This window comes from Streptomyces sp. NPDC031064, from assembly GCF_055570965.1.
Genome location: NZ_JBVIGF010000005.1, coordinates 126,482 through 149,616, shown reverse-complemented (window position 1 = coordinate 149,616; position 23,135 = coordinate 126,482). Strand labels below are relative to the sequence as shown.

18 protein-coding genes are annotated in these 23,135 nt (G+C 73.1%); 10 read left to right on the top strand and 8 right to left on the bottom strand.

Going from position 1 to position 23,135, the window contains the following annotated elements; translation table 11 throughout:
* Nucleotides 1–7: 7 nt before the first annotated feature.
* Both ACZ46W_RS19475 and ACZ46W_RS19470 read right to left on the bottom strand, forming a co-directional pair.
* Nucleotides 8–496 (bottom strand): SUKH-3 domain-containing protein, encoded by a 489-nt coding sequence (locus tag ACZ46W_RS19475; protein ID WP_468339053.1) that lies wholly within the window; start codon nucleotides 494–496, stop codon nucleotides 8–10.
* A 10-nt stretch (nucleotides 497–506) separates the two neighbouring features.
* Entirely contained in the window at nucleotides 507–1,022 is a 516-nt protein-coding gene (locus ACZ46W_RS19470; protein WP_468339051.1) for a YwqJ-related putative deaminase, read from the bottom strand.
* Nucleotides 1,023–1,249: 227 nt separating this feature from the next.
* On the opposite strand from ACZ46W_RS19470, the gene ACZ46W_RS19465 reads away from it, so the two are divergent.
* From ACZ46W_RS19465 to ACZ46W_RS19455, 3 genes are all read left to right on the top strand, one after another.
* On the top strand, nucleotides 1,250–2,233 hold the full coding sequence (locus ACZ46W_RS19465) for an SMI1/KNR4 family protein (protein ID WP_468339049.1): 984 nt from the start codon (nucleotides 1,250–1,252) through the stop codon (nucleotides 2,231–2,233).
* A 7-nt stretch (nucleotides 2,234–2,240) separates the two neighbouring features.
* A complete protein-coding gene (locus ACZ46W_RS19460; protein ID WP_468339047.1) occupies nucleotides 2,241–4,895 on the top strand; it encodes an SUKH-4 family immunity protein in 2,655 nt (884 codons plus the stop codon).
* A gap of 92 nt (nucleotides 4,896–4,987) precedes the next feature.
* Nucleotides 4,988–5,854 carry a cellulose-binding protein gene (locus tag ACZ46W_RS19455; protein WP_468339045.1) on the top strand — a complete coding sequence of 289 codons (867 nt, stop codon included), beginning with the start codon at nucleotides 4,988–4,990 and terminating at the stop codon, nucleotides 5,852–5,854.
* A 177-nt stretch (nucleotides 5,855–6,031) separates the two neighbouring features.
* Here the strand turns inward: ACZ46W_RS19455 and ACZ46W_RS19450 are convergent, their stop codons facing one another.
* Complete coding sequence (locus ACZ46W_RS19450) at nucleotides 6,032–7,903, bottom strand: MFS transporter (RefSeq protein ID WP_468339043.1); 1,872 nt, start codon at nucleotides 7,901–7,903, stop codon at nucleotides 6,032–6,034.
* Nucleotides 7,904–8,276: 373 nt separating this feature from the next.
* Here ACZ46W_RS19450 and ACZ46W_RS19445 point away from each other — a divergent pair, with 373 nt between their 5' ends.
* Both ACZ46W_RS19445 and ACZ46W_RS19440 read left to right on the top strand, forming a co-directional pair.
* Entirely contained in the window at nucleotides 8,277–9,065 is a 789-nt protein-coding gene (locus tag ACZ46W_RS19445; protein ID WP_468339041.1) for an ABC transporter ATP-binding protein, read from the top strand.
* Entirely contained in the window at nucleotides 9,062–11,641 is a 2,580-nt protein-coding gene (locus ACZ46W_RS19440; protein WP_468339039.1) for an ABC transporter permease, read from the top strand. Before ACZ46W_RS19445 ends, ACZ46W_RS19440 begins: the two co-directional genes overlap by 4 nt.
* A 23-nt stretch (nucleotides 11,642–11,664) precedes the next feature.
* Here ACZ46W_RS19440 and ACZ46W_RS19435 read toward each other — a convergent pair whose 3' ends face one another.
* The gene (locus ACZ46W_RS19435) at nucleotides 11,665–13,122 is read right to left on the bottom strand and encodes a DUF2079 domain-containing protein (RefSeq protein WP_468339037.1); all 1,458 of its coding nucleotides are present in this window, start codon (nucleotides 13,120–13,122) and stop codon (nucleotides 11,665–11,667) included.
* Nucleotides 13,123–13,378: 256 nt separating this feature from the next.
* On the opposite strand from ACZ46W_RS19435, the gene mfd reads away from it, so the two are divergent.
* On the top strand, nucleotides 13,379–16,909 hold the full coding sequence (gene mfd, locus ACZ46W_RS19430; protein ID WP_468339035.1) for a transcription-repair coupling factor: 3,531 nt from the start codon (nucleotides 13,379–13,381) through the stop codon (nucleotides 16,907–16,909).
* Nucleotides 16,910–17,180: 271 nt separating this feature from the next.
* On the opposite strand, the gene ACZ46W_RS19425 is transcribed toward mfd, so the two are convergent.
* Together ACZ46W_RS19425 and ACZ46W_RS19420 are read right to left on the bottom strand one after the other, a co-directional pair.
* On the bottom strand, nucleotides 17,181–17,744 hold the full coding sequence (locus ACZ46W_RS19425) for a dihydrofolate reductase family protein (protein WP_468339033.1): 564 nt from the start codon (nucleotides 17,742–17,744) through the stop codon (nucleotides 17,181–17,183).
* Between the two features lie 22 nt (nucleotides 17,745–17,766).
* Complete coding sequence (locus tag ACZ46W_RS19420; protein ID WP_468339031.1) at nucleotides 17,767–18,321, bottom strand: dihydrofolate reductase family protein; 555 nt, start codon at nucleotides 18,319–18,321, stop codon at nucleotides 17,767–17,769.
* Between the two features lie 177 nt (nucleotides 18,322–18,498).
* On the opposite strand from ACZ46W_RS19420, the gene ACZ46W_RS19415 reads away from it, so the two are divergent.
* On the top strand, nucleotides 18,499–19,140 hold the full coding sequence (locus ACZ46W_RS19415; RefSeq protein WP_468339029.1) for a TetR/AcrR family transcriptional regulator: 642 nt from the start codon (nucleotides 18,499–18,501) through the stop codon (nucleotides 19,138–19,140).
* A 4-nt stretch (nucleotides 19,141–19,144) separates the two neighbouring features.
* On the opposite strand, the gene ACZ46W_RS19410 is transcribed toward ACZ46W_RS19415, so the two are convergent.
* Complete coding sequence (locus ACZ46W_RS19410; protein WP_468339027.1) at nucleotides 19,145–19,699, bottom strand: TetR/AcrR family transcriptional regulator; 555 nt, start codon at nucleotides 19,697–19,699, stop codon at nucleotides 19,145–19,147.
* 108 nt (nucleotides 19,700–19,807) lie between these two features.
* Between ACZ46W_RS19410 and ACZ46W_RS19405 the strand changes: the two genes are divergently transcribed.
* The 3 genes from ACZ46W_RS19405 to ACZ46W_RS19395 all read left to right on the top strand — a co-directional run bounded on the left by ACZ46W_RS19405 (nucleotide 19,808) and on the right by ACZ46W_RS19395 (nucleotide 22,244).
* Nucleotides 19,808–20,662 carry an SCO6745 family protein gene (locus ACZ46W_RS19405; RefSeq protein WP_468339025.1) on the top strand — a complete coding sequence of 285 codons (855 nt, stop codon included), beginning with the start codon at nucleotides 19,808–19,810 and terminating at the stop codon, nucleotides 20,660–20,662.
* A gap of 16 nt (nucleotides 20,663–20,678) precedes the next feature.
* Nucleotides 20,679–21,431: an HNH endonuclease family protein gene (locus tag ACZ46W_RS19400; RefSeq protein ID WP_468339023.1), complete on the top strand. Its 753-nt coding sequence runs from the start codon at nucleotides 20,679–20,681 to the stop codon at nucleotides 21,429–21,431.
* 66 nt (nucleotides 21,432–21,497) lie between these two features.
* On the top strand, nucleotides 21,498–22,244 hold the full coding sequence (locus ACZ46W_RS19395) for an N-acetyltransferase (RefSeq protein WP_468339021.1): 747 nt from the start codon (nucleotides 21,498–21,500) through the stop codon (nucleotides 22,242–22,244).
* A gap of 122 nt (nucleotides 22,245–22,366) precedes the next feature.
* On the opposite strand, the gene ACZ46W_RS19390 is transcribed toward ACZ46W_RS19395, so the two are convergent.
* The gene (locus tag ACZ46W_RS19390) at nucleotides 22,367–23,131 is read right to left on the bottom strand and encodes a hypothetical protein (protein ID WP_468339019.1); all 765 of its coding nucleotides are present in this window, start codon (nucleotides 23,129–23,131) and stop codon (nucleotides 22,367–22,369) included.
* Nucleotides 23,132–23,135 lie beyond the last annotated feature (4 nt).

Here is a 23,135-nt window from a genome sequence, read left to right as displayed (position 1 = left end):
GGCCGGTTCAGGTCGAGGTGAGCCGGGCGGGCTGGGCGCCGGTGATCAGGAGCGCCAGGGCGTGGTCGATGTCGGGGCCGAGGTACCAGTCGCCGGCGTGGTCGAGGCTGTAGACGCGTCCTTCGGCGTCGATGGCGAGGACGGCCCGGTTGTCGGCCTCTTCGCCGATGGGGGCCAGGTCCGTGTCGAGGGCGCGGCCGAGGTCGGCGAGGCTGCGGGCGTGGTGGAGTCCGGCGAGCGGGTCGAGGTGGACGGGTACGGGAGCGATCTGGCGGCCGGGTCCGGGCGCGGCGATGTGAAGGCCGCCGAATTCCGCCCAGGCTTCGACGGCGGCGGGGAAGACGCTGTGCCGGTGGCCGGCGGGGGAGACGTACGCGCGGAGGGTGTCGGCCCACTGTTCGGCTTGTTTGATGTCCCAGCGGCCGGGCTGCCAGCCCGCTTCCCTGAGGGCGGCGTCCACGGCGACGGGGAAGCGGGTGGTGTTCAGGTCGGGCATGGGTGTCCGGTCAGCCGTTCTGGGCGGTGGTGGGGTCGACGGGGCGTACGCCGAAGTGGGCGAGGAGTGCGGCGCAGGAGCGGCAGGGGGCGGCGTAGCTGCCGTGGAGGGGGTCGCCGTCCTCGCGGATGCGGCGTGCGGTGATCTTGGCGTGTTTGAGCGAGCGGCGGGCTTCGCCCTGGCTGAGGGGTTTGCGCTGGGCGCGTTTGGAGCGGCTCGCCTCGGTGGCGGTGAGGTGGCGGGAGAGCAGGATGGCTTCGGGGCAGCGGCCGGTGAAGCGTTCGCGCTGGCCGCTGGTGAGGGTGTCGAGGAAATCCTGTACGAGGGGGTGCAGGGCGGGCGGCCGGTCGCCGCGGCCGGCGGTGCAGGTGAGGGTCTCGCCGCGTACGGAGAGTGCTGCTCCGACGGTGGGCAGGATGCCGTCGCGCCGGTGGCGCAGGATCGGGGTGAGGTCGGGGCCGGTGCTGCTCCAGCTCAGGCGTGGGTCCCCGGTGGCGGGCGTCGTGCCTGGTCGCGCTGCGTGCATGGTGCGTGTTGTCCCCTCTGCAATCCCCCGAGTTGCGGGGAACAGCCTGCCAAATGGGTGAGCTGATGGGGAAGCGGGGGCGCTGAAACGTGTGATCGGCGTGTCGTGTGATCGTCATTGGGTCACCTGAGTGTGACGGGTGGTCACCGAAACGGAGGGCGAGTTCCTCCTGTTGCCCCACCGCATAGGCTGTGCGGACCAGCCAGCAGCAGCAGGGGGCATCCGCCATGACGACAGGTCGGCTCGGGCAGCACAGTGCCGCGCCACCGAACGCGGCCTACGCCGGGCAGGTCGTGCACTTCCCGGACCCGGTCCGGGCCGCCCGGCATCCCGGTGGGGTGCGGGTGGACGGGAACGGCCATCCGGATTTCTCGCCGTACGCCCGCGCGGCCGCGGAGATCGCGGAGCCGCCGGAGGGTTTCGGCGTGGACGAGCTGCGTCTGACGGACTACGTGTCCGCGAACGCGGCGCTGGCCGCGTCGGGGCACGAGCTGTGGGACACGGTTCCGGCGGTGGCGACGCCGCACGGCTGGACCTGGCACCACGTGGCCGGTACGCGGCGCATGGAGCTGGTTCCGGTGGAGGTGAAGGCGCTGCTGCGGCACCACGGTGGCCTCGCGACGGCTTCGGTCGACCACGGCAAGCGCGGTACGCGTCCGTTGCAGGAGACCCGGCCGGCGCACGTCGGGCTGCCGAAGGGCGCGCTGTCGGTGACCGAGGCGCAGTTGCAGGGCGTGGAGGAGGACCTGGGCTACCGGCTCCCGGGCGCGTACCGGTCCTTCCTGAAGGCGGCGGGCGGCTGCGCGCCGGTGGGCGCGGCGCTCGACCCGGAGCTGGGGCTGCTGGTCGACCAGCCGTTCTTCACGGTGCGCGACGAGGCGGCGGTCAATGACCTGGTGTACGTCAACAAGTGTCTGCGCGATCACCTGACGAAGGATTACCTCGGTGTCGGGTTCGTGCAGGGCGGTCTGCTGGCGGTGAAGGTGCGGGGCGGCGGTGATGTCGGCTCGGTGTGGTTCTGCGCGTACGACGACGCTCGTGACCAGGACGGCTTGACGGTGCAGGACCGGGTGGACCGGCTGCTGTTGCCGTGCGGGGCGGACTTCGACGAGTTCCTCCAGCGGCTGGCGGGCAATCCGCCGGAGCTGGAGACGGTGGCGAACCTGATGGTGGACGGCGGCTTCGCGCGGGCCGTTCCGGTGGGGGAGTGAGCTTTCGATGGTGACGTTCGCGCAGGCGCAGGAGCGGGCGGAAGAGTGGGTCAACGGCGACGTGCCCGTGTACCAGCACCGTGAGGTGCGGGTGCGGGAGTTCGAGCTGGGGTTCGTGGTGTGGGCGGAGGACCGTGAGGACGGACCGACGTCGGACGGCGGGCGTCAGCGGCTGGTGATCGCCCGGGACAGTGGTGAGGCGACGTTGTGGCCGGGGCTGCCGGTGGGTGAGGTGATCCGCCGGTACGAGGAGGAGTACGGGGCCCCCGCGGCGGCGCCGGCTCCTGCCGTGGCGCAGCCGGAGCGGATCGACCTGAACCAGACGTCGTTCCTGTTGAGCCCGCCGGAGTGGCTCCAGGAGGCGGCGGACCAACTGGGCATCCCGGACCGGCGTGCGGGGAGCACGGGGGGTTCCGACACGTCGGGCGGGGGTGGCCCGTCTGGCGCGGGTGCCTCTGGTGCCGGTGCCGGTGTGGTGGCCGGGGGTGGTGCCGGTACGTCCGGTGCCGGTGTGGCCGCCGGGGGTGGTGCCGGTACGTCCGGGGCCGGTGTGGCCGGCGGGGAGCGCGGGGAGGCCGCGCCTGCCGTGGCGGCTGCCGACGCGACGCCGCCCGCCCCGGTCGACGCCGTGCCCACCGCTCCCGCCGGGGCCGTGCCGGCGGACGCCGCTCCGGCTCCGTCGGCCGACGCGGTGACCGGCGGCTCGGCGACGGCCGGGCGCGGGTCCCATGTCGAGGGCGGCGCCTGGCCGGCCCCGCCCGGGGACCACGAGCCCACCACGCCCGACGGGGTCCCCGCCTCCGCGCCGTGGAGCGACGTCAACGCGCCCGGCGGCGACGGCGACGACGCCTCCGTACCGCTGCCCGCGACCGTGTTCGCGCCGCCGCTGTCCGGGTCGGACGACGACGACACGCCGCCGCCCGCGGTGGGAGCCGACGCGCCGACCGCGCTGATGGCCGGCGGCAGCCAGCTCCCGCGTACCGCCGTCGCGCCCGCCGTGGACCCGCAGCAGTTGGCACCGGGCGACATAGCGGACGCCGCCACCAGCAAGGCCGCCCTGCCGCCGCGCGGCGCCAGGCCCTCCCGCGGGACCGGCCCGACGACTCCGCCGCCGCCCGGTGCGCCGGGCACTCCGGGGGCGCGGCCGCCCGCGTCGGGCCCGGGTGCGCCCGGGGCGCCGGCCGGCGGGTACGTACCGACGCAGCTCGTGTCGCAGTTGCCGCCCGACGGCACGCCACCGCCCGGTGTGCCGACCCCGCCGCCGCCTCCGGGTTCCACGCCGCCTCCGGGTGGCGGGGTGCACCACGCGGCCACGATGCTGGCGCATCCCGGTCCGGGCGGGCCGGGTGCCCCTGGTACGCCGCCGCCTCCGGCGCCTCCCGCGCCTCCGGGGTCCACGCCGCCTCCGGGCGGTGGGGTGCACCACGCCGCGACCATGCTCGCCCAGCCGGGTCCGGGCGGCCCGGGTGCGCCCGGTACGCCGCCGCCTCCGGGTCCGCCCGGTGCGCCGGGCGCCCCCGGCACGCCCGCGCCTCCTGGTCCGCCCGGGCCTCCCGGTGGTGGGGTGCACCACGCGGCGACGATGCTGGCGCAGCCGGGCCCGGGTGGCGGGCCCGGTCCGCTGCCGCCGCCGGCTCCCGCGCCCGCGCCGCCCGCGTACGGCTACCCGCAGCAGCCGCCCACCGGGATGCCGACCGTCGGCCCCGGCTACCAGGCCGTGCTGCGCTACCGCGCGCCCGACGGCTCCGAGGCCCAGCTCATCCGCCGCTCGGCGCCCGGTACGCCGCACCCCGAGTGGCAGATCCTGCACGAGCTGCGTGCCATGAACGTGCCGCCGCAGCAGGTGCTGGAACTGCACACCGAGCTGGAGTCGTGCGAGCTGCCCGGCGGCTACTGCGCCCGGATGATCCGGGAGACCTGGCCGCAGGCGCGGATCACCTCGATCGCCCCGTACGGGCGTGACCACGCGAGCCGCCAGCAGGGCATGGGGCAATTGATCGCCCACCAGGGCGAGTTGCACCAGGTCGCCGACGGCCCGGCGCGTCCGGCGCCGCTGCGCGTGCCGTTGCCGCCGGTGCAGCCGGCGCCGCCGGTTCCGCCGGAGGGCATCGCGCAGGAGCTGGTGGGCGCGTTCGGGCCGCAGGGGATCTGCCGGTTCGACCAGCGGGCCGTGTCGCGGCAGGGCGTGCCGGAACTGGTGGCGCGCACCCTGGTGTGGGCGGGGCTGCCGGCCGACTTCGGGCCGTTCTTCTGGGCGCAGCCGGCCCAGCCGGTGGTGCCGACGCTCGCCGAACTGGCCGCTCAGCGGCAGGTCCAGCCGGCGTCCGACGCGGGTTCCTACCTGGTGGTCGGGTCCGACTTCGGGCGGGCGATCTGCGTGCAGTACGGGACGGCGCACATCGTGGCCGTACCGGTGGAGGCGGGTCCGGACGGGCGGCCGGCGGCGCCGCAGTTCGTCAACAGCGGACTGCCGGAGTTCACCCGCTGCCTGGCGCTGCTGGGACGGATGTGGCGGCTGCGGTTCGGGCTGACGCCGGAGCAGGCGGGCCGCTGGACGGTCGATTTCCAGGCGCAGTTGGCGATGCTGGACCCGGCGGCGCTGTCGTCGCCGGAGAGCTGGTGGTCGGTGCTGCTGGAGCAGATGTGGGACGGGCTGCTCTAGGGCTCTGACGTCGCAGGCGCTGTTGGCGTATAGGCGCCCCTTTCCGTTGGTACGGGTTGTTGCATCCTGGACCGGGGAAAGGGGCGTCAGTCATGAGTGGTTTCGCTGTCGTATGGGGGCGCGGCTACCGGACCGAGCAGGTGGACCGGGCCGTCGCCGGTCTGGAGGCCGAGCGGGAGGCCGCGCGGCGTCGGGCGGACGAACTGGCCGTACGTGCGGAGGAGCTGGCGGCGGAGGCGGCGCGGCTGCGGGAGTTCGTGGCGGAGTTGCCGCCGCAGCGGTACGAGACGCTGGGGCACCGTGCGCAGCGGATCCTCGCCCTCGCGGAGGAGGAGGCCGACGCGCTGCGGGCGGACGCGCTGGAGGAGGCGCGGCGCCTGGCGGACGAGGCCGAGGCGGCGGCCCGGTCGGTGCGGGACGCGGCGCGCGATGCCGCGCAGGCGGTACGGGGCCGGGCCGAGGCGCGGGCGGAGGAGACCCTCATGGCGGCGCGGCGCACGGCCGGGCAGACCCGGGCGGAGGCGCTCGCCGAGGCCGAGGAGCGGCGGGGCGAGGGGCTGGCCGCGCTGCGGGAGGCGCGGGAGCGCGCGGAGCGGATGCTGGCCGAGCAGGAGGCGGGGCACGCCGAGCGGCGGCAGGCGGCGGAGCGTGAGGCGGCCGGGCGGGAAGCGGAGCTGGCGGCGCGGCACGAGGAGCTGATGGGCGTGGCGCGGGCGCGACTGGCGGAGGCGGAACGGGCGCTGGCGGAGACGGCCGAACAGGCGCGGCACGGCCAGGAGGAGGCCGACGCGCAGGCGGCCGCCCTGCTGTCGGAGGCGCGGCTGCGGGCCGAGCGGGTGGAGCGGGAGACGGAGCGGATCCTGCGGGAGCACGAGACGGCACGCGAGGAGATGCGCGCCCACATGGCCCACGTACGCAGCAGCCTGGCGGCGCTGACGGGACGTACGGACCCGGCGTAGGCGGGGCCTGGGCGGCCTATGGAGGGTCGGCGGGTCGGGCTTGGGGGTTCGGCTCGGGGGTTCGGCTCGGGGGTGGGGCGGGCTGAGGGGGTGGGGCGGGCCTGGTCGGATTGGGCTGGGCGGTCCGGGCTGCGGGTCGGGCCGACGGGTCGGGCCGGGCGGTCTGGCCTGGGCGGCCTAGGCGGTCCGGTCGTCGTCCGTGAGGACGGGGAAGCGGCGCGGGGCGAGGGTCAGCAGGGCGACGAGGGCCAGGGCTCCGGCCGCCGCAGCGCCGACGTACACGTACTCCACCGCGGTGTCCACGGCCGTGGGGGTGAGCGCGGCGGGGTCGTCCAGGCCGCCTTCGGTGAGGCGGGTGGCGAGGACGGCGTTGGCGATGGCGCCGAAGAGGGCCGCGCCCAGGCTCTGGCCGACCTGCCGGCAGAAGAGGACGGACGCGGTGGTGGTGCCGCGCTCCGACCACGGGACGGTGGACTGTACGCCGACGATGAGCGGGAGTTGGACGAGGCCGAGGGCGGCGCCCAGCAGCAGCATGAGCAGCGCCGGCTGCCATGCTTCGCCCGGGTAGGGCAGGAGCGGGAAGGCGAGGAGGACCAGCACGGCGAGGGTCATGCCGACGGCGGCCGTGAGCCGGAAGCCGATGCGGCCGTAGACGCGGTTGGAGAACGCCGCGCTGATGGGCCACGACAGGGTCATCGCCGACAGGACGAAACCGGCGGCGATGGGGCCCAGGCCCAGGACGGACTGGGCGTACGTGGGGAGGAACGCCGTCGGCGCGACCATCAGCAGGCCCAGCGCGCCGAGGGAGAGGTTGACCGCCGCTATGGTGCGGCGGCGCCAGACCCAGCCGGGGATGATCGGCTCGGCGGCGCGGCGCTCGATCAGGACGGTGACGGCCATGAGGGCGGCCGCGCCCGCGAACAGCGCCAGGGAGGGCGCGGAGAGCCAGGGCCAGGCCACGCCGCCCTGGACGAGGGCGGTCAGCAGCAACGTACCCGTGGTGAAGATCGCCAGGGCGCCCGGCCAGTCGACGCGGGCCTTCGCCTTGCGGGTGGTGCTGCGGGTGCGGGCGGGTTCGGACAGGTGGCGGGCGATCAGCCAGAGGGCGAGGGCGCCGACGGGCAGGTTGACCAGGAAGATCAGGCGCCAGTCCGCGTACCCGGCGAGCAGCCCGCCGAGCGCCGGGCCGGCCACGGACGAGGTCGCCCAGACCGTGGAGAGCCGGGCCTGGATCCTTGGGCGTTCCTTGAGCGGGTAGAGGTCGGCCGCGATGGTCTGCACGGTGCCTTGCAGGGCGCCGCCGCCCAGCCCCTGGACGATCCGGAAGGCGATGAGGGACGCCATGCTCCACGCGGCGGCGCACAGGAGCGAGCCGATGAGGAAGAGCACGATGCCGGCGATCAGGACGGGCTTGCGGCCGAAGGTGTCGGACAGCTTCCCGTACACGGGGAGGGTGACGGTCACGGCCAGCAGGTAGCCGGAGAAGAGCCAGGAGAAGACGGACAACCCACCCAGGTCACCGACGATCTGCGGTACGGCGGTGGAGACGATGGTGCCGTCCAGGGCGGCGAGGGCCATGCCCAGCATCAGCGCCGCGACGACCGGTCCCCTTCGGCGGGTCGCGGGGGGCGTGGCGTCGGAGTCGGAGTCGGAGTCGGAAGCGACGGCGACGGCGTCGGCTTCGGTGGCGGGCGGTGCGTCGACCGGCGCCTTCGGGGCGGGGGTGGGCGGTGCGGTGGGCGGCGGGGCGGACGGTGGGTCGGCCGGGGCCTCCGCCGTGGGGCCGGGTATCGCGTCGGCCCGCCCCTTCGCCGCCGCTTCGGGTATCGGGTCGGCTGCCGCGTCCGGTGTCGCACCGCTCGGCTCCCCGGCCGTGGAGTTGCCGGTCGTCCCGGCGTGCGCCCCCGCCGCCGTATCGCCCGACGCCCCGGCCGGTGAGTCGGCCCGCGCCCCGAGCCGCGCACCGTCCGGCGCCCCGGCCCGCGCTCCGGACGGCGCTCCGGCCCGCGCACCGGACGGCGCGCCAACTGCCGCGTCGGCTTCGGACACCGGAATCCCTTTCCCCATGCACGTATTTCGTCGGGCCAGCCTCTCACCCCCTCCTCGGGTGGAGAACCCCTAGGGGCACCTCCCTACTCCGGCCCAGGGGGTCTTCGTCCCGCCGGAGGACGTGGAGGCACGGGCCCGTTCCTTAGCTTGTTCTTACGGGCGCCGAGCTGCCGCGAGGGCGGTGGGGGCGGGGGTGGGGAAAACCCCAGGGCGAAGACTGCGCTGGGCACCAGTGCGCTCGGGTGCGGGGCGGCGGAAGACTTGTGGTCATACGCGGGGCCCGCGCAGCGACTTCCCAACACCACGGCATTCGGCATACCGGCATACCGGCATGCCTCCGACATTCCGTCATACCCGATATAGGAGACTTACCGTGACAACGGCTGTGACCATCCCCAGGCACGGGGGTACTGGAGGGCGTACGGCCGTCGCGGCGCGGGCGCGACAGGTCGTCAAGGCGTACGGGGCGGGCGAGACCCGCGTCGTCGCGCTGGACCACGTCGATGTGGACATCGCACGCGGGCAGTTCACCGCGATCATGGGCCCGTCCGGGTCCGGCAAGTCGACGCTGATGCACTGCCTGGCCGGCCTGGACACCGTGACGAGCGGTGAGATCTTCCTCGACGAGACCGAGATCACCCGGCTCAGGGACAAGAAGCTGACACAGCTCCGCCGGGACCGGATCGGGTTCATATTCCAGGCGTTCAACCTGCTGCCGACGCTCAACGCGATCGAGAACATCACGCTGCCCATGGACATCGCCGGCCGCAAGCCGGACGCCGCCTGGCTGAACCGGGTGGTGGAGACGGTGGGGCTGGCCGAGAGGCTGAAGCACCGGCCCTCGCAGTTGTCCGGCGGGCAGCAGCAGCGCGTGGCGGTGGCCCGTGCGCTGGCCGCCCGACCCGAGATCATCTTCGGCGACGAGCCGACGGGCAACCTGGACTCCCGGGCGGGCGCGGAGGTGCTGGGCTTCCTCCGCCGGTCCGTGGACGAGCTGGGCCAGACCATCGTGATGGTCACGCACGACCCGGTGGCGGCGAGCTACGCGGACCGGGTGCTGTACCTGGCGGACGGGCGCATCGTCGACGAGATGTTCCGGCCGACCGCCGAGGCCGTCCTGGACCGCATGAAGGACTTCGACGCGCGGGGGCGGACATCGTGACCGTCGTCAGAACCTCCCTGCGCAACTTCTTCGCGCACAAGGGCCGTATGGCGCTCTCGGCGGTGGCCGTGCTGCTGTCCGTGGCGTTCGTCAGCGGAACGCTGGTGTTCACGGACACCATGAACACCACGTTCGACAAGCTGTTCGCGGTGTCCTCGCCCGATGTCACCGTCAGCCCCAAGTCGGCCGGTGCCGTGGACGAGATGCCGCAGACCGGCAAACCGGAGGCGATGCCCGCGTCCGTTGTGAGTCGGGTCCAGGCGGCGGAGGGCGTCAAGTCCGCCGAGGGCGCGGTCGTCTCGACGAGCGTGACCGTCGTCGATGCCGACAACAAGAACATGGGCGCCACCAACGGCGCCCCCACGATCGCCGGCAACTGGACGCGCAACGACCTGCGTTCCATGGAGATCACCTCCGGGCACGCGCCGCGTGGCCCGACCGAGGTGATGGTCGACGCCGACACCGCCGAGAAGCACCGCCTGGAGATCGGCGACGAGCTGCGCACGATCGCCGTCACCGGTGACTTCACGGCGAGGATCTCCGGCATCGCCTCCTTCAAGGTCACCAACCCCGGTGCGGCCGTCGTCTACTTCGACACGGCCACCGCCCAGCGCGAACTGCTGGGCAGCGCTGGGCGGTTCACCCATGTGTGGGTGACCGCCGACCCGGGCGTCAGCCATGACGAGCTGAAGAAGAACGTGGCGTCCGCCGTCGACGGGCCGTACCGCTTCCAGACGCAGCAGGAGGCGGCCGACGCGGGACGTAAGGACGTCAGCGGATTCCTCGACGTGATGAAGTACGCGATGCTCGGCTTCGCCGGGATCGCCTTCCTCGTCGGCATCTTCCTCATCGTCAACACCTTCTCGATGCTGGTCGCCCAGCGCACCCGCGAGATCGGCCTGATGCGCGCCATCGGGGCCGGCCGCAAGCAGATCAACCGCTCGGTCCTCATCGAGGCGGTGCTCCTCGGCCTCGTCGGCTCGGTGCTCGGTGTGGGCGCCGGGGTGGGCCTGGCGATCGGCCTGATGGAACTGATGTCGTCCATCGGCATGGAGCTGTCCACCCAGGACCTCACCGTCAAGTGGACCACTCCGGCCGTCGGCCTGCTCCTCGGCGTCGTCGTGACCGTCCTGGCGGCGTACATACCGGCCCGCCGGGCCGGCAAGGTCTCCCCGATGGCCGCCCTGCGGGACGCGGGCACTCCGGCGGACGGCAAGGCCGGTGTCGTGCGCGGCATCATGGGCCTGGTCCTGACCGGCGCGGGCGCTGCCGCGCTGTACCTGGCGGCGCGGGCGGACAAGGCGACCGAGGGGTCGATGTTCCTCGGCGCGGGCGTGGTCCTGAGCCTGGTCGGCTTCGTCGTGGTCGGCCCGCTGCTGGTGGGGGGCCTGGTCAAGGTGATCAGCGCGCTGCTGCTGCGGATGTTCGGGCCGGTGGGGCGGATGGCGGAGCGCAACGCGCTGCGCAACCCGCGCCGTACGGGAGCCACCGGCGCGGCCCTGATGATCGGCCTCGCCCTGGTCGCCTGCCTGGCGGTGGTCGGCTCGTCGATGGTCGCCTCGGCGACGGAGGAGCTCGACAAGTCGGTCGGCGCGGACTTCATCGTCCAGAGCGCGAGCGCCGACGGCCGGCCGATCGTGCCGCAGGCGCAGGCGGCCCTGGAGCGGACACCGGGCATCGCGCATGTGACCGAGTACAAGGTGGTGGAGGCCAGGCTCACGTCCCCGGACGGCAGGACGGAGGACGAGGGCGTCGTCGCCGCCGACCCCACGTACGCCACCGACCTGCGGCGCGAGACCGTCGCGGGAGACCTGGCGGCCGCGTACGGCGAGGGCGCGATGTCGGTCGGCAGTGACTACGCCGGCCGGCACGGGGTGAAGGTCGGCGACACCATCGCGGTGGCCTTCAAGGGCGGCGAGACCGCGAAGCTGAAGGTCGCGGCGATCACCTCGGACGACACCAACGTCGACAAGGGCGCCATGTACACGAACATCACGACGGCCGAGAGTTACGTCCCGGCCGAGAAGATGCCCAAGAGCGTGATCATGTTCGCGAAGGCGGAGGAGGGCGAGGAGCGCGAGGCGTACGCCGCGCTGAAGGAGTCGCTGGCCGCGTACCCGCAGTACAAGGTGCAGAACCAGACCGACTTCAAGCAGGACCTGAAGGACCAGGTCGGGCAGCTCCTGAACATCGTGTACGGGCTGCTGGCGCTGGCGATCATCGTGGCGGTGCTGGGTGTGGTCAACACCCTGGCCCTGTCGGTCGTCGAGCGGACCCGGGAGATAGGCCTGATGCGGGCGATCGGCCTGTCGCGGCGTCAGTTGCGGCGCATGATCCGTCTGGAGTCGGTGGTCATCGCCCTCTTCGGCGCCCTGCTCGGCCTGGGGCTCGGCATGGGCTGGGGCACGGCGGCGCAGAAGCTGCTGGCCCTGGAGGGGCTGGGAGTCCTGGAGATACCGTGGCCGACGATCCTGACGGTGTTCGTCGGGTCGGCGTTCGTGGGACTGTTCGCGGCGCTGGTCCCGGCGTTCCGGGCGGGCCGGATGAACGTGCTGAACGCCATCGCGACCGAGTGACCGGGCAGCCCGGGGCCGGGGTCTCACTTCTGGCCGGTGCGCCGTTCCAGCAGCAGGTAGCCGCCCGCTTCGCCGGCCACGCGGTAGCGGGCGTCCGGGTGGAGTTGCCGGGCGTAGGCGTGAGCGTCGCGCACCCAGCCGGAGGAGTTGTTCAGCGCGATCCAGTCGGGGGTCACGCCCCGTGTGTCGCCCAGCCACATGACCCGGCAGCGGCCGGTCAGGCGGCTGATCGGTCCGACGTTGGCCTCGACGGTCGCACCGTCGGGGACGCGGGAGAGGAGGTTCTCGGCCGCGACGACGCGCGGTGACTTGCGGTACGTGGCGGCCTCGGTCAGCGACGCGAGGGGCAGCGAGGTGGTCAGGGCGAGCGCGGCCGCGGCGGCGCAGGCGGGGAGCCGGTCCGCGTAGGCGCGCAGCCAGGGGCGCGGGCTGCGGCGCGAGATGTCGACGGCGTCGGCGAGGGCCAGGAACAGCACGGGCATCAGGACGGCGCTGTAGTGCCAGTCGGTGGACCAGTAGTGATCGTCGCCGGACAGGAAGCGCCAGCCCACGGTGGGTGCGGCGGCCAGCAGAAGGGGGGAGCGGACGGCGAGCAGACCGGTGGTGGGCAGCAGCAGCCAGGCGAGGGTGCGCAGCTTGGTCTCGGCGCCGGCGAAGGGGGAGGGGCCGCCGTCGACCTTGGTCCAGTAGTCGTAGCCGCCCGTCGTGTTGAAGGCGGGGATCACGGTGGTGAGGGTGAGGAGCGTGGCGGCCGCGCCGAGGACGGCGACCCCGAGGGCGTACAGGGCGGCGTGGGACGGGTCCCGGCGGGCGCGCCAGGCGACGACCAGGGCGATCGCGGTGAGGGTGATGCCCAGGTCCTCCTTGACCAGGACGAGCGGCGCCGCCCACAGGAGGGCGGCGCGCCACCGGTGGGCCAGGAGGGCTTCGAGCGAGAAGGCGATCAGGGGGACGGCGAAGCAGATCTCGTGGAAGTCGAAGTCGGCCGCCTGCTGGATGCCCCAGGACAGCCCGTACGCGACGCCGATGGCCAGGCCGGACGCCCGGCCCAGCAGGCGGGTGGCGGCGCGGGTGACGGGGATCGCGGCGAGCGCGAAGAGCGCGGCCTGGGCGACGAGGAGGGTGACGGGGGTGGGGAAGAGCCGGTAGGCGGGGGCGAGGAGGGCGGTGACGGGGCTGAAGTGGTCGCCGAGGATGTTGGTGCCAGGGCCCTTGAGGTCGGCGACCGGGGCCTGGAGATGGGCGTAGCCGCGTATGGCCTGCTCGAAGATGCCCAGGTCCCAGGAGCGGGTCTCCATGCGGCGGTACCGCAGTACGGACAGGGCCGTGTAGGCGGTGAACAGCGCGAGGGCGAGGAGGTGGGGGGCGCGGTCCGTCCAGGTCCGCGGCCGGTTCCCGGGCGTGGCGGGACCGCGCGGGCCGGGTATCGGTATCGGTTCGGTGTCGCCGGCGGGCGGGGCGGCGACGGCGGCTCCACGCATGGGGGAGGGGCTCCTTGGGGTCACTCGGCGGGTCGGACAGGTCCCGGGGCGTATACGTCATGGGCGTATACGCCCCGGGCGACGGTTCCGGTTGACACTCTGCCGCACGTATTTTCGGACACTCCGAACGGACGCCTCGTGGGGCGGGGGAGGTTTCGGGCGCGGCTGTCGGACCGACGTCGTACGCTGGGAACCCCCGGCCCGTGAGACGTGTCGGGCGGTTCGCGTTGCCCACACCCCCCGGATGGACGCCTTCATGAGCTTGCACGGTCTGCTCGACGCCGTCGTCAAGGACCCCGCCCTCACCGAAGCGGTGAAGGCCGCCGCCGATGGTCACCGGGCCCATGTCGACCTGGTCGGCCCGCCCGCGGCGCGCCCCTTCGCGCTCGCCGCGCTGGCCCGCGACGCCGGCCGCCCCGTGCTCGCCGTGACGGCGACCGGCCGGGAGGCGGAGGACCTGGCGGCGGCCCTGCGCAGCCTGCTGGACCCGGACACGGTCGTGGAGTACCCGTCCTGGGAGACGCTGCCGCACGAGCGCCTCTCGCCCCGCTCCGACACCGTGGGCCGCCGCCTCGCCGTGCTGCGGCGCCTGGCCCACCCGTCGGCGGACGACCCGGCGACCGGCCCCGTCTCGGTCGTCGTCGCGCCCGTGCGGTCCGTGCTCCAGCCGCAGGTCAAGGGCCTGGGCGACCTGGAGCCGGTGTCGCTGCGCACCGGTCAGCAGGCGGACCTGAACGATGTGGTGGACGGCCTCGCGGCGGCGGCGTACGCGCGCGTGGAGCTGGTCGAGAAGCGCGGCGAGTTCGCGGTGCGCGGCGGCATCCTGGACGTGTTCCCGCCGACCGAGGAGCACCCGCTGCGGATCGAGTTCTGGGGCGACGACGTCGAGGAGATCCGCTACTTCAAGGTCGCCGACCAGCGGTCCCTGGAGATCGCCGAGCACGGCCTGTGGGCGCCGCCGTGCCGGGAGCTGCTGCTGACGGAGTCCGTCAAGGCACGCGCGGCCGCTCTCGCCGAGGCCCATCCGGAGCTGGGCGAGCTGCTCGGCAAGATCGCCGAGGGGATCGCCGTCGAGGGCATGGAGTCCCTCGCCCCGGTCCTGGTCGACGACATGGAGCTGCTGCTCGACGTGCTGCCCAAGGGTTCCATGGCGGTGGTGTGCGACCCGGAGCGCGTGCGCACCCGGGCCGCCGACCTGGTGGCCACCTCCCAGGAGTTCCTGCACGCCTCATGGGCGGCGACCGCGGGCGGCGGCGAGGCGCCGATCGACGTCGGCGCGGCGTCGCTGTGGGGCATCGCGGACGTCCGGGACCGGGCGCGCGAGCTGGGCATGATGTGGTGGTCGGTGTCGCCGTTCGCCGCCGACGAAGAGCTGTCCGATGACACCCTCAAGCTCGGCATGCACGCCCCGGAGTCCTACCGGGGCGACACGGCCCGTGCGCTCGCCGACACCAAGGGCTGGCTGGCCGACGGCTGGCGCACCGTCTTCGTCACCGAGGCGCACGGCCCGGCGGCCCGCACGGTCGAGGTGCTGGGCGGCGAGGGCATCGCGGCCCGCCTCGACGCCGACCTCACCGACATCTCGCCGTCCCTCGTGCACGTGGCGTGCGGTTCGATCGAGTACGGCTTCATCGACCCGGCCCTCAAGCTCGCCGTCCTCACCGAGACCGACCTGTCCGGCCAGAAGGCGGCCGGCAAGGACGGGCAGCGGATGCCGACGCGCCGCCGCAAGACGATCGACCCGCTCACCCTGGAGACCGGCGACTACATCGTCCACGAGCAGCACGGCGTGGGCCGCTACATCGAGATGGTGCAGCGCACCGTCCAGGGCGCCACCCGTGAGTACCTCCTCGTCGAGTACGCCCCCGCCAAGCGCGGCCAGCCCGGCGACCGGCTCTACATCCCCACCGACCAGTTGGAGCAGGTCACCAAGTACGTCGGCGGCGAGGCCCCGACGCTGCACCGGCTCGGCGGCGCGGACTGGACCAAGACCAAGCAGCGCGCCAAGAAGGCGGTCAAGGAGATCGCCGCGGACCTGATCAAGCTGTACAGCGCCCGGATGGCCGCCCCCGGCCACGCCTTCGGCCCGGACACCCCGTGGCAGCGGGAGCTGGAGGACGCCTTCCCGTACGCGGAGACCCCCGACCAGCTCTCCACCATCGCCGAGGTGAAGGAGGACATGGAGAAGACGGTTCCCATGGACCGTCTGATCTGCGGCGACGTCGGCTACGGCAAGACGGAGATCGCCGTGCGCGCCGCGTTCAAGGCGGTGCAGGACGGCAAGCAGGTCGCCGTCCTCGTGCCGACCACGCTGCTCGTGCAGCAGCACTTCGGCACGTTCTCCGAGCGGTACTCCCAGTTCCCGGTCAATGTCCGCGCCCTGTCCCGCTTCCAGACCGACACGGAGGCGAAGGCGACGCTGGAGGGGCTGAAGGACGGCTCCGTCGACATCGTCATCGGCACGCACCGCCTGTTCTCCTCCGAGACCAAGTTCAAGGACCTGGGCCTGGTCATCGTCGACGAGGAGCAGCGGTTCGGCGTCGAGCACAAGGAGCAGCTCAAGAAGCTCCGCGCCAACGTCGACGTGCTCACCATGTCCGCCACCCCCATCCCCCGGACGCTGGAGATGGCGGTGACCGGCATCCGTGAGATGTCGACCATCACCACGCCGCCGGAGGAGCGGCACCCGGTCCTGACCTTCGTCGGCCCCTACGAGGAGAAGCAGATCGGCGCGGCGATCCGCCGTGAGCTGCTGCGCGAGGGCCAGGTCTTCTACATCCACAACCGGGTGGAGTCGATCGACCGGGCGGCGGCCCGCCTCCGCGAGATCGTGCCCGAGGCCCGGATCGCCACCGCGCACGGCCAGATGTCCGAGACCGCGCTCGAGCAGGTGGTCGTGGACTTCTGGGAGAAGAAGTTCGACGTCCTGGTCTCCACCACCATCGTCGAGTCGGGCATCGACATCTCCAACGCCAACACCCTGATCGTCGAGCGCGGTGACAATTTCGGCCTCTCCCAGCTCCACCAGCTCCGCGGCCGGGTCGGCCGTGGCCGCGAGCGGGGTTACGCGTACTTCCTCTACCCGCCGGAGAAGCCGCTGACCGAGACGGCCCACGAGCGCCTGGCGACGATCGCCCAGCACACCGAGATGGGCGCCGGCATGTACGTCGCCATGAAGGACCTGGAGATCCGGGGCGCGGGCAATCTGCTGGGCGGCGAGCAGTCCGGCCACATCGCGGGCGTCGGTTTCGACCTGTACGTCCGCATGGTGGGCGAGGCGGTCGCCGACTACCGCGCCTCCCTGGAGGGCGGCGTGGAGGAGGAGCCGCCGCTGGAGGTCAAGATCGAGCTCCCGGTCGACGCGCACGTCCCGCACGACTACGCGCCGGGCGAGCGGCTGCGCCTCCAGGCGTACCGGTCGATCGCCTCCGCGAACTCGGAGGAGGACATCAAGGCGGTCCGCGAGGAACTCACCGACCGCTACGGCAAGCTCCCCGAGCCGGTCGAGAACCTGCTCCTGGTCGCCGGCCTCCGCATGCTGGCCCGCGCGTGCGGCGTCGGCGAGATCGTGCTCCAGGGCGCGAACATCCGCTTCGCCCCGGTCGAGCTGCGCGAGTCGCAGGAGCTGCGCCTGAAGCGCCTCTACCCCCGTACGGTGATCAAGGCGCCCACGCACCAGATCCTGGTCCCCCGCCCCACCACGGGCAAGATCGGCGGCAAGCCGGTCGTGGGCCGCGAACTGCTGGCGTGGACGGGCGAGTTCCTGACGACGATCCTGGGGTCGTAGGCCCCACGGCGTGGGGGCGGTCCGTGCGGTGATGGCCGCCCCCACGCACCCGAACGCCGGTGCGTGGGCTCGCCGACCGGTCCCGCGCCGCCGCGCCCAGCGAGCCCCGCGCGCCCCGCGCCGACCGTGCGGGGCTGGTACGAGCCCATCGACGGCGATGCGACCGCGCTGGTCCGGCCGTATCTGCGGGCGTACGAGCGGGAGGAGGCGGACCGGGTGCGGCAGTGGCGCCGTAGCGTGCTGCTGTTCGCTCCACCCGCCGCGTCGGCTCTCACGGGCGCTTCGGCTCCAAGTGCAGCGCCGTGATCCCGCAGTCGAACTGCCGGGAGGCGACCAGGCGCAGTGGCTGCCGGTCCCCGGTGTAGGGGAAGACGGCCAGGCCGGCGCCGAGGGCGGTCGGGTTGACGAGCAGGTGGAGCTCGTCGAGGAGGCCCTCGGTGAGGAGGTTCTGTACGAGGGTGGCGCCTCCGTAGGCGATGATGTCGCCGCCCGGCCGGGCCTTGAGCTCGTTCACCGTCTCGGCGAGGTCGCCGCCTGCGACGACGGCGTTCTCCCAGGGCGACTCGGTGAGGGTGCGGGAGATGACGACCTTGGGCGTGTTGTTCATCTTGTCGATGGACGCCTGGTCCTCGCCCTCGGGGCCCGCCGCCCAGGCCGGGATGAAGCCCTCGGCGAGCTTGCGGCCCAGCACGATGCAGTCGACCGGCTCGGTCAGCGCGTCGAGGTAGGCGTTGATGTCGTCGGTCCAGGGGCACGTCAGCCAGTCCATCTCGCCGTTCGGCCCGGCCATGTAGCCGTCGACGCTCATCTGGACCTGGAGCTTGAACTTGCGCATGTGATGGGTCTCCTGGGGATGGTCAGCGCTCGTAGCGGAGGAGGACGACCTGGGAGTCGAAGGTCCGGGACTCGGCCAGCTTGAGGCCGAACCGCTGCTTGGGGTGCTGGAACACGGGCTTGCCACCGCCGAGTACGACCGGGTGGACGAAGATCTGGTACTCGTCGATCAGGGCGTGTTCGGTCAGCGTCGCCGCCAGGGTCGAGCCGCCGAAGAGCACGAGGTGGGCGCCGGACTCCTTGAGGGCGGCCAGCTCCTCGACGACGTTCGTACGGATCACGCGGGTGTTCCAGTCGGCCTTCTCCAGCGTGGTGGAGACCACGACCTTGGGCGTCGCCCGCCAGATCGGCGCGAACGCCAGGTCGTGCTCGTGGTCCGACAACTCCTCGGCGCGCGGCCAGAAGCCCGCCATCATCTCCCACACCCGGCGCCCGTACAGGAAGGTGTCCGCGCTGTCGGTCAGCGCACGCGAGTGGGCCGACAGCTCCGGGTCCATGACGGGCCAGTCGAACTCGCCGTTCGGGCCCTCGATGAAGCCGTCGACCGACTGGTGGACGAAGTGGGTGATCTTTCCCATGGGGTCTCCTCGGAAGGTGGTTCGTCAGTGTGGACCGCCGGACGGGGCGGAACTCATCGCAGCCCCTTCTTGTGTACGATGTCCACATTCCGGGGGTGTGGTGATCCGCACCCCTGGAGTGATCTTGCAGCAGCGTACAGAGAAGATGTGGATGCTGTCCACATTGAGGAGCGGTCAATGTCGGGCAGTGCCGAAAAGCCGACGCGGAAGACCTACCGCCACGGCAACCTCCGCAACGCCCTGATCGAGGCCGGGCTCGGACTCGCCCGCGAGGGCGGCCCCGACGCCGTCGTCCTTCGCGAGGCGACCCGCCGCGCGGGCGTCGTACCCAACGCCGCCTACCGGCACTTCAAGGACCGTGCCGCGCTCCTGCACGCGGTGTCCCAGGCGGCGATGGCCCAGGTGGCCGTCATGATCGAGGCCGAACAGGCCGCCCTGCCGCCCACCGGCGACCCGGCGGCGGCCGCCCGCGCCCGCTTCCGCGCCGTGGGCACCGGCTACTTGCGCTTCGCGCAGGAAGAGCCCGGGCTGTTCCGCATCGCCTTCCACGTGCCCGGCGACATGACGTACGCCACCGACGAGACCGCCGCCGGAGCCGGTGGCAAGACCCCCTTCGAGCTGCTCGGCTCGGCCCTGGACGACCTCGTCGAGGCGGGCGTTCTGCCGGAGGAGCGGCGGCCGGGGGCGGAGTTCCTCGCCTGGTCCGCCGTACACGGTCTGGCGGTCCTCCTCATCGACGGCCCGCTGCGGGGCCTTCTCCCCTCCCAGGCGTACGACGCGGGGCAGGGCGTCATCGACATGGTGGAACGCGGCATCTGACCGGTCAGGCCTTGAACAGCAGGCCGGTCAGCGAGCGGAAGACGTCCTCCGGGGCGCGGTCGCCCACCGGGTCGGTGAGGTTGTGGGTCAGCAGCAGCGTCGCGAAGCCGTGGGCCAGGGACCAGGCCGCGATGCCCGCGAGGCGGGGCTCGTCGGTGTCGACCGCGTCGGCCACCGCCTCGCGGAGGCGGTCGCCCGCGCGGGTGCGGGCGGCGAGCAGGGCGGGGTCGTCGGGGCGGTGCAGGTCGGGCTGGAACATGACCTGGAAGTGCGCGGGGTGGTCCATGGCGAACCGCACGTACCGCACGCCCGCATCCCGCAGGTCGGCCGCCTCGGCGAGCGCGTCCGCCAGGAGGTCGAAGCCCTCGGCCGCGATCGCGGTCAGCAGGCCGGCGCGGTCCTTGAAGTGGTGGGCGGGCGCCGCGTGTGAGACGCCCGCGCGGCGGGCCAGGTCCCTCAGGCTCAGGGCGGCCGGGCCGTCGGTGCCGATGACGTCGAGGGCGGCGGCGAGTACGGCCCGCCGCAGGTCGCCGTGGTGGTAGGCGCGCTGGCTGCTCATGAGGTCACCGTACGCCGAATCTAGGCATTGACAAGTTCGGAGGGTGGGAGCACGCTGGACCGTGCTGGATCTAGTCACTGTCTAGATGGGCCCGAGTGGGGAGCGGTCATGGACGTCACACGCGTACGCCAGATGTGGCACCTGCTGGAGCCGGTGCACGCCGTGCTCTACTACGCGCCGGAGGCCTTCGAGGAGGCCGCCGCGCTGGGGTACGGGACCGAGGAGCGCTGGCCCTCCTACTTCGCGTGGCGGGCCGCGCCGCTCGGGCCGGTGGGCGCCGGACGGGTGGCGTCCGCGTTCTACAGCTTCAGCCCCGCGATGGTGGAGCGGTACGTCCCGGCCGCGTGGCGGGTCGCCGCGCCCGGGGACGTCCTGGCGGCGCGGCTGCGGGCGGTGGACCGGTTCTACCGGCGGCTGCCGGGTGCGGACGTGGGCGAGCTGGACCAGGCCGCCGCCCTCGCCCGGCGCGCCGCCGAGGCCGCCGTACACGCCGGGCGCCCCCTCGCCGCCGCCAACGCCGCCCTGGAGTGGCCCGACGCGCCGCACCTGGTCCTGTGGCAGGCCGCGACCGTGCTGCGCGAGCACCGCGGGGACGGCCACCTGGCCGCGCTGCTCACCGCCGGGCTCGACCCGGCCGAGGCGCTCGTCTCGTTCGCCGCCATAGGAGCCGCGTCCCCGCAGACCTTCGCGAGCCGCGGCTGGAGCGCGGATGAGTGGGCCGCCGCCCGCGAACGGCTCGCCGCGCGCGGGCTCGTCGCCGAGGACGGCACCGCGACCGAGGCCGGCCGGGCGCTGCGCGCCGAGGTCGAGCGGCGTACGGACGAACTGGCCGCCGGGCCGTGGTCGCAGCTCGGCGAACAGGACACGGTGCGCCTTTCGGAACTGCTGGGCGGTGTATGGCTGGCGGTTCTGGGAAGCGGGCTGCTGCCGCGCGAGAACACCCTCGGGGTGGGCAAGGTCTGACACCTACGATGCGGGCATGCCTACGCCCCGGACCGCCCTGCCCGCCGTCCTCCTCGCCGTCACCGCGTCCCTCGTCGCCGGCTGCGACGCCATCGGCGCCGGCGACCCGTCATCCGGACCGGACGGCGCGGCCACGGGCGCGGCCGGCCCGCTGGACAACCCGGACGGTACGAGGCCGGGCCTGGCGCCCCTCACCTCGGACGCCGAGCGGGCCGAGGCGCGGCGGCTCATCGAAGCGCTCACCGTGAAGGGACGCGGGCCGAGTACCGGTTACGACCGGGACGAGTTCGGCTACGCCTGGATGGACACCGCCGACGGCGTACCGCTGGCGCGCAACGGGTGCGACACCCGCAACGACCTCCTGCGCCGCGACGGCCGGGAGCCGCGCTTCCGCTCGGGCTCGAACTGCGTGGTCGTGGCGATGACCCTCCACGACCCGTACACCGGCCGGACCATCGAGTGGCGCAAGCAGCGGGCCGCCGAGGTCCAGATAGACCACGTCGTACCGCTGTCCTACGGCTGGCAGATGGGGGCCTCCCGCTGGCCGGAGGCCAAACGCGAACAGCTCGCGAACGACCCGCTGAACCTGCTGCCGGTCGACGGCCCCGCCAACTCCGCCAAGAGCGACTCCGGTCCGGCGTCCTGGCTGCCGCCGAACAAGCAGGTCCGCTGCTCGTACGCGGTGCGCTTCGCCCAGGTGGCCAAGAAGTACGAACTGCCCGTGACGCGGGCGGACAAGCGGGCCATGCTGCGCCAGTGCGGCGGATGAGCCGCGCGGACGGCCCGGCCGCAAAAGCGGTTGGGCCGCGCGTGGCTGGCTGTTTAGCCTGCCCGGATGGATCTGTGCATAACGACGCTCGCCGAGCGGCCCGAACACCAGGGCGCCCTGTGGGAGATGCGGGACCTGTGGCCGCAGTTCATGCTCCACGACCCCATCGGCTGGGCGAACATGGGGCGGATCGTCGCCGAGCTGCCCGAGTACGTGCTGGTGGCCACCGACGCCGGAGGGGCGGTGGTGGCGCGGGCGTTCAGCGTCCCGTTCCAGTTGCGGGCCGAGGGGCGCGGTGAGCTGCCCGCGACCGGCTGGGACCAGGTGCTGCTGTGGGCGTTCTCCGACCGGCGGCACGGGCGCATCCCCGACACGGTGAGCGCCATCGAAGTCGCCGTCGACGCCCGCGTCCAGGGCAAGGGACTGTCGGGGCGGATGCTGGCGGCCATGCGGGACAACGCGCGGCAGCTCGGCTTCCGCGAGGTCGTCGCGCCGGTCCGGCCGAGCGGCAAGCACCTGGAGCCGGGTGTGCCGATGGGGGAGTACGCCTTCCGGACGCGGGCGGAGGACGGGCTGCCGCACGATCCTTGGCTGCGCGTCCACGTCCGCGCGGGAGGGGTCGTGGAGGCGGTGGCGCCCGCGTCGATGACGATCGCGCACTCGGTGGAGCGGTGGCGGGAGTGGACCGGGCTGCCGTTCGACACGGACGGCCTGGTGGAGGTGGAGGGCGCGCTGGTCCCGGTGCGGTGCGAGGCGTCGCAGGGGTACGCCGTGTACGTCGAGCCCAACGTGTGGGTGCGCCACCCGCTGTAGGCCGCCCGGACACGGCGGTGCCGGACAGGCCGCCCCCTCCGACGGTCTGTCCGGCACCCCTTGTGGCCCCCGTGGCCCCCGTGGTCTTCGTGGTCCCTGGTGGCGTGGCCCTCCGGGTTCCCTTACTCAGCCCCGAGCTTGTCCAGGTCGAGGATGTCCTTGGCGGCCGGCTTCTTGGCCGGGACCGGCTTGTTGTAGTCGGTGAAGGACACGGTGCCCGGCTCCTCGCCGCCCTTCTGATCGATCTTCAGCAGGTACGGCTCGCCCTCCGTGGCGACGTAGATCTTGTACGTCGTGTCGCCGTCCTTCTCCGTGAGCGTCAGCGCCTTCTTGCCGTTGACGGTGGTCTCCTCGCCCCGCTTGGCGAAGTTGATGCCCGTCTCGAACTCGGCCAGCATCGAGTTCAGTTCACACATTTCGAGGCCTTCCTTGGCCTCCGGGTCGGTGACGTCCGTCTTCAGCCAGCGGCCCTTGAGCATCTTCAGGGCCGCTTCCGTCTCCTCCGGCGAGCCGCCCTCGTTCTGCTCACGCAGGAAGGCCTCGTCGAAGCGCAGGTAGGCGTCCTTGCCGGTCTTGATGAGCTCCATGGTGCCGGCGGCGCCCATGGTTATGGTCCCCGTGCACTGTCCCTTGGTGTCCAGGGCCATGAAGGCCTTCATCTGCCCCTCGGGCATCTTCATGTTCGCGTCGAGGGTGAGGGAGTCGGCCGTCTTGGTGGCCTTGATGGCCTTGTTGGCGATCTGCGGGCCGGAGAGCCCGGCGAACGGCTCGGCCTTCTTGGCCTCCCCGGTGTCGGAGGGGCTACAGGCCGTCAGGCCGAGCGCGGCGGCGGCGCAGAGGGCGGCCAGGACGGGGCGCTTGAACGTGCGGAGGGCGGTGGCAGACATGGGG

Coding starts and splice junctions, on each gene's coding strand:
- ACZ46W_RS19415 (WP_468339029.1), top strand. CDS start 18,499: ATGTCGGGCAGTGCCGAAAAGCCGACGCGGAAGACCTACCGCCACGGC.
- ACZ46W_RS19425 (WP_468339033.1), bottom strand. CDS start 17,744: ATGCGCAAGTTCAAGCTCCAGGTCCAGATGAGCGTCGACGGCTACATG.
- mfd (WP_468339035.1), top strand. CDS start 13,379: ATGAGCTTGCACGGTCTGCTCGACGCCGTCGTCAAGGACCCCGCCCTC.
- ACZ46W_RS19395 (WP_468339021.1), top strand. CDS start 21,498: ATGGATCTGTGCATAACGACGCTCGCCGAGCGGCCCGAACACCAGGGC.
- ACZ46W_RS19420 (WP_468339031.1), bottom strand. CDS start 18,321: ATGGGAAAGATCACCCACTTCGTCCACCAGTCGGTCGACGGCTTCATC.
- ACZ46W_RS19455 (WP_468339045.1), top strand. CDS start 4,988: ATGAGTGGTTTCGCTGTCGTATGGGGGCGCGGCTACCGGACCGAGCAG.
- ACZ46W_RS19390 (WP_468339019.1), bottom strand. CDS start 23,131: ATGTCTGCCACCGCCCTCCGCACGTTCAAGCGCCCCGTCCTGGCCGCC.
- ACZ46W_RS19410 (WP_468339027.1), bottom strand. CDS start 19,699: ATGAGCAGCCAGCGCGCCTACCACCACGGCGACCTGCGGCGGGCCGTA.
- ACZ46W_RS19435 (WP_468339037.1), bottom strand. CDS start 13,122: ATGCGTGGAGCCGCCGTCGCCGCCCCGCCCGCCGGCGACACCGAACCG.
- ACZ46W_RS19405 (WP_468339025.1), top strand. CDS start 19,808: ATGGACGTCACACGCGTACGCCAGATGTGGCACCTGCTGGAGCCGGTG.
- ACZ46W_RS19465 (WP_468339049.1), top strand. CDS start 1,250: ATGACGACAGGTCGGCTCGGGCAGCACAGTGCCGCGCCACCGAACGCG.
- ACZ46W_RS19475 (WP_468339053.1), bottom strand. CDS start 496: ATGCCCGACCTGAACACCACCCGCTTCCCCGTCGCCGTGGACGCCGCC.
- ACZ46W_RS19400 (WP_468339023.1), top strand. CDS start 20,679: ATGCCTACGCCCCGGACCGCCCTGCCCGCCGTCCTCCTCGCCGTCACC.
- ACZ46W_RS19470 (WP_468339051.1), bottom strand. CDS start 1,022: ATGCACGCAGCGCGACCAGGCACGACGCCCGCCACCGGGGACCCACGC.
- ACZ46W_RS19460 (WP_468339047.1), top strand. CDS start 2,241: ATGGTGACGTTCGCGCAGGCGCAGGAGCGGGCGGAAGAGTGGGTCAAC.